At 61.8% G+C, this 14,115-nt stretch carries 12 protein-coding genes; 7 read left to right on the forward strand and 5 right to left on the reverse strand.

The genetic code is table 11. From position 1 onward, the window contains the following. The 5 genes from pcaG to pcaC all read left to right on the forward strand — a co-directional run bounded on the left by pcaG (position 1) and on the right by pcaC (position 4,634). Positions 1-567, forward strand: coding sequence for a protocatechuate 3,4-dioxygenase subunit alpha (gene pcaG, locus BOP93_RS06750; protein ID WP_065886163.1), 567 nt, complete (start codon positions 1-3; stop codon positions 565-567). Positions 568-755: 188 nt separating this feature from the next. Next, positions 756-2,051 (forward strand): MFS family transporter, encoded by a 1,296-nt coding sequence (locus tag BOP93_RS06755; protein ID WP_065886164.1) that lies wholly within the window; start codon positions 756-758, stop codon positions 2,049-2,051. A gap of 10 nt (positions 2,052-2,061) precedes the next feature. Continuing rightward, positions 2,062-3,426 carry a 3-carboxy-cis,cis-muconate cycloisomerase gene (locus BOP93_RS06760; protein ID WP_104501999.1) on the forward strand — a complete coding sequence of 455 codons (1,365 nt, stop codon included), beginning with the start codon at positions 2,062-2,064 and terminating at the stop codon, positions 3,424-3,426. Positions 3,427-3,436: 10 nt separating this feature from the next. Then, the gene (gene pcaD, locus BOP93_RS06765; protein WP_104502000.1) at positions 3,437-4,228 is read left to right on the forward strand and encodes a 3-oxoadipate enol-lactonase; all 792 of its coding nucleotides are present in this window, start codon (positions 3,437-3,439) and stop codon (positions 4,226-4,228) included. Between the two features lie 10 nt (positions 4,229-4,238). Continuing rightward, on the forward strand, positions 4,239-4,634 hold the full coding sequence (gene pcaC / locus BOP93_RS06770; RefSeq protein WP_065893425.1) for a 4-carboxymuconolactone decarboxylase: 396 nt from the start codon (positions 4,239-4,241) through the stop codon (positions 4,632-4,634). A gap of 171 nt (positions 4,635-4,805) precedes the next feature. Here the strand turns inward: pcaC and BOP93_RS06780 are convergent, their stop codons facing one another. Beyond that, positions 4,806-5,705, reverse strand: a complete 900-nt coding sequence (locus tag BOP93_RS06780) for a polysaccharide deacetylase family protein (RefSeq protein WP_104502002.1) — start codon at positions 5,703-5,705, stop codon at positions 4,806-4,808. An 84-nt stretch (positions 5,706-5,789) separates the two neighbouring features. Next, on the reverse strand, positions 5,790-7,040 hold the full coding sequence (locus BOP93_RS06785) for an OprD family porin (protein WP_104502003.1): 1,251 nt from the start codon (positions 7,038-7,040) through the stop codon (positions 5,790-5,792). On the opposite strand from BOP93_RS06785, the gene BOP93_RS27585 reads away from it, so the two are divergent. Beyond that, a complete protein-coding gene (locus BOP93_RS27585) occupies positions 7,026-7,175 on the forward strand; it encodes a hypothetical protein (protein WP_167400611.1) in 150 nt (49 codons plus the stop codon). The genes BOP93_RS06785 and BOP93_RS27585 overlap by 15 nt on opposite strands. A 46-nt stretch (positions 7,176-7,221) precedes the next feature. Here the strand turns inward: BOP93_RS27585 and adeC are convergent, their stop codons facing one another. The 3 genes from adeC to BOP93_RS06800 are packed head-to-tail and all read right to left on the reverse strand — an operon-like array spanning position 7,222 to position 12,992. Then, entirely contained in the window at positions 7,222-8,679 is a 1,458-nt protein-coding gene (gene adeC, locus BOP93_RS06790; RefSeq protein ID WP_104502004.1) for an AdeC/AdeK/OprM family multidrug efflux complex outer membrane factor, read from the reverse strand. Beyond that, complete coding sequence (locus BOP93_RS06795; protein ID WP_104502005.1) at positions 8,676-11,837, reverse strand: efflux RND transporter permease subunit; 3,162 nt, start codon at positions 11,835-11,837, stop codon at positions 8,676-8,678. Before BOP93_RS06795 ends, adeC begins: the two co-directional genes overlap by 4 nt. 3 nt (positions 11,838-11,840) lie before the next feature. Further along, entirely contained in the window at positions 11,841-12,992 is a 1,152-nt protein-coding gene (locus BOP93_RS06800) for an efflux RND transporter periplasmic adaptor subunit (RefSeq protein WP_104502006.1), read from the reverse strand. Positions 12,993-13,278: 286 nt separating this feature from the next. Between BOP93_RS06800 and BOP93_RS06805 the strand changes: the two genes are divergently transcribed. Then, positions 13,279-13,911, forward strand: coding sequence for a TetR family transcriptional regulator (locus tag BOP93_RS06805; protein ID WP_104502007.1), 633 nt, complete (start codon positions 13,279-13,281; stop codon positions 13,909-13,911). Positions 13,912-14,115: the final 204 nt, after the last annotated feature.

Raw genomic sequence — 14,115 nt, forward strand, 5'->3', positions numbered from 1 at the left:
ATGAGCCTTTACGCAACCACGTCCCACACCGTCGGGCCGTATTACCACATCGGCCTGACCTGGCTGAACCGCGAAGACCTGACGGTCGCCGCCACCCTGGGCGAACGCGTGGCGATCAGCGGGCAGGTGGTGGACGGCAACGGCGATGTGGTCAACGACGCCATGCTTGAGGTCTGGCAGGCCAACGCCGCCGGCAAGTACGACCACCCGGAAGACGAACAGGACAAAGCGCTGGATCCCAACTTCGAAGGCTTTGGCCGCGTGCCGGTAGATGCCGAGGGGCGCTTCCGCTTTACTACGATCAAGCCGGGCAGTGTGCCCGGGCTTCAAGGCACGACCCAGGCGCCGCATCTGGTGGTGCTGGTGTTTGCGCGGGGGTTGGTGAAGCACTTGCTGACGCGGATTTATTTTGACGGTGAGGCGTTGAATGGGGATGACCCGTTGCTGGCGTGTGTGCCGGCGCAGCGTCGCGGTACGTTGATTGCCAGGCAGGATGCGGCTGGGGTTTATCAGTGGGATGTGGTTTTGCAGGGGACAGACAGGGAAACGGTGTTTTTCGATTATTGAGTTGGCTGTAGGGCCCTATCGGGGGCAAGCCCCCTCCCACACTTGATCGGGTTCACATAGATCCAATGTGGGAGGGGGCTTGCCCCCGATGAGGCCCTCCCAGGCACTGCATACCCAAAAGTCTGCTTGCATGACACGGTTGTTGCAAAGTATGTCTAGGCTATAACCGTTCCCACTGAGTAAAAACCATGACAACAAAAACCAGTCACTACACCGGAGAAGAACGCAGCAAACGGATTTTTGCGATTGTCGGTGCTTCCTCCGGCAACCTGGTCGAATGGTTCGACTTCTACGTCTATGCCTTCTGCGCGATTTACTTTGCGCCGGCCTTTTTCCCCTCGGACGACCCCACCGTCCAACTGCTCAACACCGCCGGCGTGTTCGCCGCCGGGTTCCTGATGCGTCCGATCGGCGGCTGGCTGTTTGGCCGGGTGGCCGACAAACATGGCCGCAAGAATTCCATGATGATCTCGGTGCTGATGATGTGCGCCGGTTCCCTGGTCATCGCTTTCCTGCCGACCTACAAGGATATCGGCGCCTGGGCCCCGGCGTTGCTGCTGGTGGCGCGGCTGTTCCAGGGCTTGTCGGTGGGGGGCGAATACGGCACCACCGCGACCTACATGAGCGAAGTGGCGCTCAAGGGCCAGCGCGGTTTCTTCGCCTCGTTCCAGTACGTGACCCTGATCGGCGGGCAACTGCTGGCGGTGCTGGTGGTGGTGATCCTGCAACAGATCCTCACCGAAGAGGAATTGCGTGCCTGGGGCTGGCGCATTCCGTTCGTGATCGGCGCCATCGCGGCGGTGATCTCCCTGTTGCTGCGCCGCACCCTCAAGGAAACCACCAGCAAGGAAATGCGCGAGGACAAGGACGCCGGCAGTATCGTCGCGCTGTTCCGTGACCACGGCAAAGCCTTCATCACTGTGCTGGGCTACACCGCCGGCGGCTCGCTGATTTTCTATACCTTCACCACCTACATGCAGAAATACCTGGTGAACACCGTCGGCATGCACGCCAAGACCTCCAGCTACATCATGACCGGCGCGCTGTTTCTGTACATGTGCATGCAGCCGCTGTTCGGCATGCTCGCCGACAAGATCGGCCGGCGCAATTCCATGCTCTGGTTCGCCGGCCTCGGCACGCTGTTCACGGTGCCGATCCTGCTTACCCTGAAAACCGTCACCAGTCCGTTCCTGGCTTTTGTGCTGATCACGCTGGCACTGGCGATCGTCAGCTTCTATACCTCCATCAGTGGCCTGGTCAAAGCCGAGATGTTCCCACCCCAGGTGCGCGCCTTGGGCGTGGGCCTGGCGTATGCCGTGGCCAACGCGGTGTTCGGCGGTTCGGCGGAAGTGGTTGCGTTGAGCCTGAAGTCCATCGGTATGGAAAACACTTTCTACTGGTACGTCACCGCGATGATGGCCGTGGCGTTCCTGTTCAGCTTGCGCCTGCCGAAACAGGCGGCGTACCTGCATCACGATTTGTAAGGGATGAGTTATGACACTGCGCACGAGCAACCAACTGTTCGACGCCTATTTCACCGCTGACAGCATGGCCGAGGTGTTCTGTGACCAGGGGCGCCTGCAGGGCATGCTGGATTTCGAGGCCGCGCTGGCCCGGGCCGAGGCCCAGGTCGGGTTGATCCCGCAGGCCGCCGTGGCGCCGATTGCCCAGGCCTGCCTGGCATCGCTGTATGACGTGGATGCGCTCAGTGTGGCGATTGCCACGGCGGGTAATTCGGCGATTCCAGTGGTCAAGGCACTGGGCAAATTGATTGCCGCTGAAGACGCCGGGGCCGAGCGCTATGTGCACCTGGGGGCAACCAGCCAGGATGTGATGGACACCGGCCTGGTGGTGCAATTGCGCCGCGCGCTGGAGCTGATCGAAGCGGACCTGGCGCGCCTGGGCGATGTATTGGCGGCCCAGGCGCAGCGGCATGCATCGACCCCTCTGGTTGGGCGCACCTGGCTGCAACACGCTACGCCCGTCACCCTGGGCATGAAGATCGCCGGCTGGCTGGGCGCGGTGACGCGCAGTCGCCAGCGCCTGGTGGAATTGAAACCGCGTTTGCTGGTGCTGCAGTTTGGCGGTGCCTCGGGCACCCTGGCTGCGCTGGGCGAGCAGGCCATGCCGGTGGCGCAGGCCTTGGCCGCCGAGCTGCAACTTAGCCTGCCCGAGCAGCCGTGGCACACCCAACGTGATCGTCTGGTGGAGTTTGCCAGCGTGCTTGGCCTGATCGCCGGCAGCCTTGGCAAGCTCGGCCGCGACATCAGCCTGTTGATGCAAACCGAAGCGGCGGAAGTGTTTGAGCCCTCCGCGCCGGGCAAGGGCGGCTCTTCGACCATGCCGCACAAGCGCAACCCGGTCGGCGCCGCCGTGCTGATCAGCGCCGCGACCCGCGTACCCGGCCTGGTGGCGACGATGTTCAGTGCGATGCCCCAGGAGCACGAGCGTAGCCTGGGACTGTGGCACGCCGAATGGGAAACCTTGCCGCAGATCTGCCGATTGGTCTCGGGGGCACTGGAACAGGCGCTGCTGGTCAGTGAGGAGCTGGAGGTGGATGCCGAGCGCATGGCCCGCAATCTAGAGCTGACCCAGGGTCTGGTGCTGGCCGAAGCCGTCAGCAGCGTGCTGGCTCAGCGCCTGGGCCGTGAAACCGCGCACCACTTGCTGGAGCAGTGCTGCAAACGCGCGGTCGCCGAGCAGCGGCATTTGCGTGCCGTGCTGGCGGACCAGCCGCAGGTCACCGCCCAGTTGTCGTCGGCCGAACTGGACCGTCTGCTCGACCCGGCCAACTACCTGGGCCAGGCCTCTACCTGGGTCAGCCGCGCCGTGACCGAACACTTTGCATTGACTGCGTAAGGAGAACGCTGTGGCTTTCGTACAACTCGCCGAGGGCGAACTGCATTACCAACTTGATGGGCCCGCCGATGCACCGGTACTGGTGCTGTCCAACTCCCTGGGTACTGACCTGCATATGTGGGACATCCAGGTGCCGGCATTCACCCAGCATTTTCGCCTGCTGCGTTTCGATACTCGCGGCCATGGCAAATCCCTGGTCACCGAGGGGCCCTACAGCATCGAACAGTTGGGCCAGGATGTGCTGGCGCTGTTGGATACGCTGGGCATCCAACGTGCCCATTTCTGTGGGTTGTCCATGGGCGGGTTGATCGGCCAGTGGTTAGGCATCAACGCCGGCACGCGGCTCGATCGCCTGGTGGTCTGCAACACCGCTGCCAGGATCGGCACGCCTGAGGTGTGGAACCCGCGTATCGAAACGGTGTTGCGCGATGGCGCGGCGGCGATGGTTGTACTGCGTGATGCCTCAATTGCACGCTGGTTCACCGCCGATTTTGCCGCGGCCAACCCCCACCAGGCCGAGCAGATCACCGACATGCTCGCGGCCACCTCGCCCCAAGGGTATGCCGCCAACTGTGCGGCGGTGCGCGATGCGGATTTCCGTCATCAGTTGGCGTCGATCAAAGTGCCCACCCTGGTGATTGCCGGCACGGAAGACGCGGTGACACCCCCGGCCGGCGGTCACTTTATCCAGAACCATGTGAAGGGCGCCGAATACGCCGAGTTCTATGCGGCGCATCTGTCCAATGTACAAGCCGGCGCTGCGTTCAGCGACCGCGTGATTGAATTTCTGCTGGGTCGCTGAGGAGCTTTTCGTGGACGAGAAACAACGTTATGCCGAGGGGCTGCAAGTGCGCCGTGAAGTGCTGGGCGACGCCCATGTGGAGCGCAGCCTCAATGCCCTGACCGAGTTCAACAGCGAGTTTCAGGAGATGATCACTCGCCATGCGTGGGGCGATATCTGGACCCGCCCGGGTTTGCCACGGCACACCCGCAGCCTGATCACCATCGCGATGCTGATCGGCATGAACCGCACCGAAGAGTTGAAGCTGCATTTACGTGCCGCCGCCAGCAACGGCGTGACCCGCGCCGAGATCAAGGAAGTGCTGATGCAAAGCGCGATTTATTGCGGGATACCGGCGGCGAATGCGACGTTTCATCTGGCCGAGTCGGTGTGGGATGAGTTGGGTATCGAGTCGCGCCAACCCTGAGTTGAAATGCGCTCAAAATATGGGAGGGGGCTTGCCCCAATGCCGTCTGTAGGAGCGAGCTTGCTCGCGAAAAACTCACAGGCACCGCGTTCATTCAGAAAGTACGCGTTATCGTTGACGTTTTTCGCGAGCAAGCTCGCTCCTACAGGGGATTTTTATTGACTGTAAAAGTCAGTTGGCATCGGCATCCCACAGCCAATTCCACACCCCCGGCAGATGCACCGGCTCGTTCACCTCCTTGACCGTGCGGGCCAGCGCCGCGCGTTGCAGGGTGGCGGTGTCGGTGTAGAAGGGCTCGGCGGCGGTCTTCAGGCCGTTGATGCGGGCGCTGTCCATCAGGATCTGCAGGTACTCCTGCAGATGCCGTGCGGTGTAGCGGTTGATGTCATGGAAGGTCACCACCACCGGTATCACGCCGTCCACCGTCGGCAACTCACCCGCCGCGATGCGCTCACGCACCACTGACAGCTGCCGGTACAGGTTGGCGCGGCGGCGTGGGCTGCCATTGAAACCCCAGATCTTGCCGTCGTTGGCACTCAGGTCGGTCAACAGGACCTGCATGCCGTGGCGTCGGTAGGCGGCGAACGTGCGGTGGTCGTAGTTCCAGAACGGTGGCCGCACCAGCAGGGGCGGCGTGCCGGTGATGGCGGCGATGTCCGCCGCGCCCTGGGTCAGGGTGCGTTCCAGCTCGGCGTCATTGAGCCAGCGATGATTGGTATGAAACGCCGTCGCCGTGTGGAAGGCCAGCACATGGCCGGCGGCATACTCGCGCACCAGGGTCTTGCGGCCCCGCGCGCTGCCACCTGAGCGAGCTGCTTCGGTCTGCACGAAGAACACGGCCTTGATCCCCGCCAATATCGGGTTATGAGCCAGATCGGCCACCACCGAACGGCTCGGATTGTTGTAGCCCGAGGCGCTGGGGCCGTCATCGAAGGTCAGCAGGAAGCGGATCGGCGCCCGGGCCTGCAGGCGTTGCTCGGTCTGCGGCGTCAGGGCGATGGGCGAGCCGATACAGCCGCCTAGGCTCAGGGCCAGGGCGAACACGGCGATAGCTGAGGCGAAGGTTTTCATGCTGTGCGCGGGCTCGAATGAGAGGCCGCTGCTGGGGCGATCAGCAGCGGCAGGCGCGCACCATACAGTAACTGCGGCGCCGGTTTACAGCAGACTTATCGGGTAGCTGACGATCAACCGGTTTTCATCGAACTCATTGTTGCTGTAGTCACGCCGCATGCTGGAGTTGCGCCAGCGCAGGGTCAGGTTTTTCAGGCTGCCGCTTTGTACGGTGTAGCCCAATTCGCTTTCGCGCCCCCATTCCTTGCCGTCGGTCACCGTGCCGGTGTGCACGTTGCTGCCGCTGATATAGCGGTTCATCAAGGTAAGGCCGGGTACACCAAGCGCCGCGAAGTTGTAGTCGTGGCGAACCTGCCAGGATTTTTCCTCGGCGTTGTCGTAGCTTGAGTTATAGCTGTCGTTGGCCAGGGTGCCGCCGCTGGTGCCGTTGACACGCATCCAGGCGCTGTTGCCGGTGAGTTTTTGCAGGCCGACATAGACGGTGTTGCCGCCGTAACGGGCGGAGAACAGGCCTGACCAGGTCTTGTTGTCCAGCTCACCTGCCCGGGCGCTGCCGTCGTCCTTGCCGTAGAAGAACCCCAGGTTGGCGCCCAGGGTCCAGTCGCCCACGGGCTGGCTGTGAATCAGATTGACGAACTGCTGGCGGTAGATGTCCTTGAGCTGGGCATTCCACACTCCGACTTGCGTGCGTTTGTCGTTGAAGGCGTATTCGGCACCCTGGAAGTTGAAGCGATCGGACGTGAACGCGGTTTTGCCGGTCATCGACATGTCGCGCATGCTGCTGTCGTCCCGCGGGCTGTTGGCACGAAACTGACCGCCATACAGGGTCAGGCCATCGATTTCCTTCGACGTGATCTGGCCGCCACGCAAGGTTTGCGGCAATGAGCGGCCATCGTCCGAGCGCAGGATCGGCAGCACCGGCATCCATTCACCGACCTTCACTTCGGTCCTGGAAAAACGCGCCTTGAACGCCACGCCCAGGCGACCGAACGCATCGGCTGGGCGGCCGTCGTGGTCCAGCGGCAATAACTGCGTGCCGCCGGTGCCGCGCCCGCCATCGAGCTTGAGCGAGTACAAGCCCAGCACGTCCACACCGAAGCCGACCGTGCCTTGAGTGAACCCGGACTTGGCGTCGAGGATGAAACTTTGCGTCCACTCCTGCGCGCCGCCCTGGGTTTTGGTCGGGTTGGTGTAATTGCGATTGAAGAAGAAGTTGCGCAGGTTGAGGTTGGCGCTGGCGTCTTCGAGAAATCCGTGTTCTTCGGCAAAAGCGGGGAGGACAAGACTGCTGACAACGCTGGCCAGCAGGAGCTGGCGCGGATGGAAAGTGCTCATGGTGTCGGACCTGTTGTTATTGGGGTTATGCAGGTGGCCGCCATGGTGCTGGGTGCTGCGGGGGCGGTGAAAGTGGGGCAGAGCGGGTTGTGGGCGGTGATCGAACGCAAGTTGGCGATGAAAGTCCGGGCATAAAAAAACCGCTTCCGGTGAGGGAAGCGGTTTTTTTACAACAGGGCTATCAGAACAACTTCAGCGCCGGTGCTTCTTCTTTCACCGGCTCGTTCTTCGCCGTCTGCTCATTCCAGCCACCGCCGAGGGCCTTGTACAGGTTGACCTCGCTGGTCAGCTGCGCCAGGCGGTCGGTGATCAGCGATTGCTGGGCACTGAACAGTTGGCGCTGGGCGTCGAGGAAGGTCAGGTTGCTGTCCACCCCAATGCGGTAGCGACGCTCGGCCAGGCGGTAGTAATCCTGGTTGGCGGCGACGAAGCCACGTTGGGCATCCAGTTGCTGCTTGTAGGTCGCCCGTGCGGCCAGGCCGTCGGAAACTTCCTGGAAGCCGGTCTGGATGGCCTTCTCGTAGTTGGCCACGTTGATCTCTTTCTGGATCTTCGAGTAGTCCAGGCTTGCGCGCAGGCTACCGGCGTTGAAGATCGGGATGTTGATCTGCGGTGCGAACGACCAGGTGCCCGAGCCGCCCTTGAACAGGCCGCCCAGGTTCGGGCTGGCGGTGCCGGCGCTGGCGGTCAGGCTGATGCTCGGGAAGAACGCCGCGCGTGCCGCACCGATGTTGGCGTTGGCGGCCTTGAGGTTGTACTCGGCCTGAACGATGTCGGGACGCCGTTGCAGCAGGTCCGACGGCAAGCCGGCCGGTACTTCGCTGAGCAGGTCATCGGACAGTGGCTTGCTGGCGATATTCGCCGGCAGGCCGGTGCCCAGCAGCAGGGTCAGGCTGTTTTCATCCTGAGCCACCTGGCGCGTATAGCGGGCAAGCTGCACCCGGGCGTTCTCCACCGAGGTGCGCGCCTGGCTGAGGTCGAGGGCCGAAGCCACGCCGACTTCGTTGCTGCGCGAGGTCAGCTTGAAGCTCTGCTCGAACGCGCCGAGCGTGTCCTGGGTCAGCTTGAGCAGTTCCTTGTCGGCCTGCCAGGTCAGGTAGGCATTGGCCACACTGGCCACCAGGCTGATCTGGGTGCTGCGCCGTGCTTCTTCGGTGGCGAAGTACTTCTGCAATGCTTCTTCGCTCAGGCTGCGCACGCGACCAAACAGGTCCAGCTCATAAGCGCTGATCCCCAGGCCCGCCGAGTACTGGCTGGAGATGCTCGATTCGCCGGTCTGCGACAGCCGCGCCGGAGTACGCGAGCGGCTGCCGCTGCCGGTCGCCGAGACGGCCGGGAACAGGTCGGCACGCTGGATCTGGTACTGCGCCGCATAAGCGTCGATGTTCAGGGCCGCGACGCGCAGGTCACGGTTGTTCACCAGCGCGGTCTGGATCAGCTGTTGCAGGGCAGGGTCGTGGAAAAACTGCTTCCAGCCTTGCTCCGCGGCAGCCTGGCCCGGCGCCTGGGCCGACGAGTACGCCGGCCCCTGCGGGAACTGCGCCGCTACCGGCGCTTCGGGGCGCTGGTAGTCAGGGATCAGCGAGCAGCCACTGAGCACGAATGCGGTGACGGCTAAGGAAAGTAGCGACTTGCTCATTGGCCAGCCTCTTTAGGAGTTTCAGTGGTGTCTTTCTTTTTACGTTCGCCGGCCGAGGACACGGTTGCGTAGAACAGTGGCACCCAGAAGATCGCCAGCACCGTTGCCGTGATCATACCGCCGATCACGCCGGTACCGATTGCATGCTGGCTGCCTGAGCCGGCGCCGGTGGAAATCGCCAGCGGCAATACGCCGAGCACGAACGCCATGGACGTCATGATGATCGGACGCAGACGCATGCGGGACGCCTCGATGGCCGCCTCGACGATGCCCTTGCCTTGTTCGTGCAGCTCTTTGGCAAACTCCACGATCAGGATGGCGTTCTTCGCCGCAAGGCCCACCGTGACCAGCAAGCCTACCTGGAAGAACACGTCGTTGGACAAGCCGCGCATGCTGGTGGCGATCAACGCACCGATCACACCCAGCGGCACGACCAGAATCACCGCAATCGGGATCGACCAGCTTTCATACAAGGCGGCGAGGCACAGGAACACCACCAGCAACGACAGGGCATACAGCGCAGGCGCCTGGGAGCCGGACAGGCGTTCTTCGTACGACAGGCCTGTCCAGGCATAGCCGATGCCGGCCGGCAGTTCCTTGGCAATGCGCTCGACTTCCGCCATTGCGTCACCGGTACTGTAACCAGGCGCCGGCGTGCCGAGGATTTCCATGGCCGCTACACCGTTGTAACGCGAGAGCTTCGGCGAGCCGTAGATCCACTTGCCAGACGAGATGGCCGACAGCGGCACCATCTTCCCGGAGTCGGCGCGCACGTACCATTTGTCCAGGTCTTCCGGCGACATACGGCTGGCCGCATCACCCTGCACATACACCTTCTTCACCCGACCACGGTCGATGAAGTCGTTGATGTAGCTGCCGCCCAGCGCGATGGCCAGGGTCTGCTGGATGTCCGACAGGCTGATGCCCTGGGCGCTGGCTTTCTCGTCATCGACGGTCAGTTCGTACTGCGGCTCATCGTTCACGCCGTTGGGGCGCACGCCCGCCAGGATCTTGCTCTGGGCCGCCGCACCGAGGAACTGGTTACGCGCTGCCATCAGCTTGTCGTGGCCGACACCACCCTGGTCTTGCAGGAACACGTCGAAGCCGGTGGCGTTACCCAGTTCCAGAACCGAAGGCGGCACGATGGCAAATACCATGGCGTCCTTGAAGGCCCCGAAGAAGTAACCCTGGGCCCGCTTGGCCACTTCGAATACCGACTGCGACGAATCACGCTCGTCCCACGGCTTGAGCATCACGAATGCAAGGCCCGAGCTCTGGCCGCGACCGGCGAAGTTGAAGCCGTTCACGGTAAATACCGACTTCACGGCCTTGCCTTCGCCTGGCTCGCCTTCCTTGTCATGCAGCAGGAAGGCGCGCATGTCGTCGATGACTTTTTGCGTACGCTCGGCCGAGGCGCCCACGGGGGTCTGTACCTGGGCAAAGATCACGCCCTGGTCTTCTTCAGGCAGGAACGCGCTCGGGATACGGGTGAACATCCAGATCATGCCGGCCAGGATCAGCGCATACACGATGAAAGCCGGGATCTTGTGCTTGATCATCCCGCCCACGCCGCGCTCGTACTTGAGTACGCCGCTGTCGAAGGTGCGGTTGAACCAGCCGAAGAAGCCGCGCTTGGGTTGGCCGTGCTTTTCCGGATCGATCGCCTTGAGCATGGTGGCGCACAGGGCCGGGGTGAAGATCAGGGCAACCAGTACCGACAACGCCATCGCCGACACAATGGTGATGGAGAACTGCCGGTAGATCACGCCGGTGGAACCGCCGAAGAAGGCCATCGGCAGCAATACCGCCGAGAGTACCAGGGCAATACCCACCAGGGCGCCCTGGATCTGGCCCATGGATTTGATGGTCGCTTCCTTGGGCGACAGGTGCTCCTCGGCCATGACCCGTTCGACGTTTTCCACCACGACGATGGCATCGTCCACCAGCAAGCCGATGGCCAGGATCATGCCGAACATGGTCAGGGTGTTGATGGTGAAACCGAACGCCGCCAGGATCCCGAACGTACCCAGCAATACCACCGGTACGGTCATGGTGGTGATGATGGTGGCGCGGAAGTTCTGCAGGAACAAGAACATCACCAGGAACACCAGCACGATCGCTTCGACCAGGGTGTGCACCACACCGGAGATCGATTCGGTCACTACCGGGGTCGTGTCGTACGGCACCACGGCTTTCATGCCGGGCGGGAAGAACGGTTCCAGGGACGCCACGGTGGCGCGGATCGCTTTACCGGTGTCCAGGGCGTTCGCCCCGGCGGCCAGCTTGATCGCCATACCGGACGCCGGCTTACCGTTGAATTGCGCGCTGATGCTGTAGTTCTGGCCGCCCAGTTCAATACGCGAAACGTCGCCCAGGCGCACTTGCGAGCCGTCGGGATTCACTTTCATCAGGATCTTGGCGAATTCTTCGGCGCTTTGCAGACGCGTCTTGCCGATGATGGTGGCGTTCAATTGAGTGCCGGGCAGGGCAGGCAGACCGCCCAGTTGGCCAGTGGCCACCTGCACGTTCTGGGCCTTGATGGCATTGCTGACATCCACCGGGGTGAGCTGGAAGTTGTTCAGCTTGGCCGGGTCGAGCCAGATACGCATGGCGTACTGCGAACCGAAGACCTGGAAGTCACCCACACCCGAGGTACGAGAAATCGGGTCCTGGATGTTGGACACGATATAGTTGGAGAGGTCGTCCTTGGTCATGCTGCCGTCTTCCGACACCAGACCGATCACCATCAGGAAGTTCTTCACCGACTTGGTCACGCGAATACCCTGCTGCTGCACTTCTTGCGGCAGCAGTGGGGTTGCCAGGTTCAGCTTGTTCTGCACCTGAACCTGGGCGATGTCCGGGTTGGTACCCTGGTTGAACGTCGCGGTGATGGTCATGCTGCCGTCGGAGTTACTGTCCGAGGCCACATAGCGCAGGTTGTCGATACCATTGAGTTGTTGCTCGATCACCTGCACCACGGTGTCCTGCACGGTTTGTGCGGACGCGCCTGGGTAGGTCACCTGGATATCAATGGCGGTTGGCGCAATGGCCGGGTATTGGTTGATGGGCAGCTTCAGGATCGACAGTGCCCCGACCAGCATGATCACCAGGGCAATTACCCAGGCGAAAATGGGACGGTCGATAAAAAATTTCGACATGGATTACTCCCCTTTGCCGGCAGCGGCAGCGGCAGCAGGAGCGGCAGAACCGGCGGGCTTGGCGTTGCCGGCTTCGGTGACTTTCACCTCGGCGCCCGGCTTGACGTACTGCAAGCCTTCGGTGATGACCCGGTCGCCCGCGTTGAGGCCTTTCTCCACCAGCCAATAGGCGCCGGCGGTACGGTTGGCCACCAGTTCACGCTGCTCGACCTTGTTGTCGGCATTGACGATCAGGGCCGTCGGAGTGCCCTTGAGGTCACGGGTCACGCCCTGTTGCGGCGCCAGAATGGCCTTGCTGTTCACACCGGCTTGCAGTTGGGCGTGCACGAACATACCCGGCAGCAGCACATGGTTGGGGTTGGGGAACACGGCGCGCAGGGTCACGGAACCGGTGGTCTGGTCGACCGACACTTCAGAGAACTCCAGTTTGCCTTGCTGGCCGTAGTCGCTGCCGTCTTCCAGGGTCAGCTTGACCATGGCGGCGTTGTCGCCGGATTTTTGCAGTTGGCCGCTTTCCAGGTCACGACGCAGTTTCAGCATTTCGGCCGAGGACTGGGTGACGTCAACGTAGATCGGGTCCAACTGCTGGATCACAGCCATGGCATCGGCCTGGCCGTTGCTGACCAGTGCGCCTTCGGTCACTGCAGAGCGGCCGATACGCCCGGAAATCGGCGCGAACACTTTGGTGTAGCGCACATTGATCTGCGCATTCTGCAGGTCGGCCTCGGCCGTCATGCGGTTGGCGACGGCGGTGTCGTATTCCTGGCGGCTGACGGCTTGCTCATCGACCAGTTGCTTGTAGCGATCGGTGATCGATTTGGTCTGCGTCAGCTTGGCCTGGGCGCTCTTGAGCGTGGCTTCATACACCGATGGATCGATCTGGTAGAGCTGCTGCCCTTCCTTCACGTCGGCGCCTTCCTTGAACAGGCGCTTGAGAATGATGCCGTTCACCTGCGGGCGCACTTCGGCAATGCGGAAGGCCGTGGTGCGGCCCGGCAGCTCGGTGGTCAGGGTAAAGGCTTGCGGTTGAATGGTGACCACGCCGACCTGAGGGGTTTGAGCGGGCGGAGCCGCTTCTTCCTTTTTACATCCGCTGAGCAGCGATGCCAGGGCGACGGCAGTGACCAGAGCGGTAACAGCTGGCTTAAGTTGCATGAAGATCCTCGGGTCAGGCGCGCAGAGTGCGCACAAGAAGTGTGGAAGGGTAAAAAACAAGCCGTGAGTGGATAAGTAGCTTGCTACGCAATATACTTACGTTCATGGTTGTTTGTAAACTCTTGACAGGCTTGGCGGAATGCTGACAAAGCAACGCCCAAAGCCTCGATTTTAGTACGTTCGGCGCCCATGACGGTGTCGTCCCACAATTATTCAGATGATCGTTCACGTCTATTAACGTTGCGTTAACGATAGTCCCCAGTGTTCTGATTGAGGTTTTACTGCCATGGTTCGTCGCACCAAAGAGGAAGCTCAGGAAACCCGCAGCCAAATCCTCCAAGCCGCCGAGCACGCCTTTTATGAACGTGGCGTTGCACGCACCACGCTGGCGGACATCGCCGCCCTGGCAGGCGTGACGCGCGGTGCCATCTACTGGCACTTCAGTAACAAGTCCGATTTGCTGCAGGCCCTGCTCGACACGCTGCACGAACCCCTGGACGAATTGGCCCGGGCGAGTGAAAGCGAGGATGAAGTCGACCCGTTGGGGTGCATGCGCAAGCTGCTGATTCATCTCTATCATCAAGTGGCCCTGGACCCGAAAACCCGGCGCATCAACGAGATCCTGTTTCATAAGTGCGAGTTCACCGATGAAATGTGTGACATGCGCCGCCAGCGCCAGGCCCATAGCCTGGAGTGCAACCTGCGTATCGGCCTGACGTTGCGTAACGCGGTGCATCGCGGGCAATTACCGGAAAGTCTCGATACCAACCGTGCTGCGGTGTGCATTCATGCCTACATCCACGGCCTTATCGGCCAGTGGCTGCTGGTGCCTGAAAGCTTTCAACTGCATCAGGACGCCGAGCGCTGGGTGGACGCGGGGCTGGACATGCTGCGCCTGAGTCCGAGCCTGCGCAATTGAGACAAAATGCGTAATTGCGACCAGTTGTGTCAACAGTAAAGCCCAAGGACGGTCAATCGTCCTTTTGCCTGATTTATGGGGTGACTTTATATACGGGCTGGCGGGCGGTTGATAGGTAGCCGCCTAAGTATTTTGTAGCGATATTGTTGCGGTTCTGTGAAGTGATGTTTCCAAGACGAAACATGCGGTCAAAAATGTGGGAGG

The organism is Pseudomonas orientalis (assembly GCF_002934065.1).
Lineage (GTDB): Bacteria > Pseudomonadota > Gammaproteobacteria > Pseudomonadales > Pseudomonadaceae > Aquipseudomonas > Aquipseudomonas orientalis_A.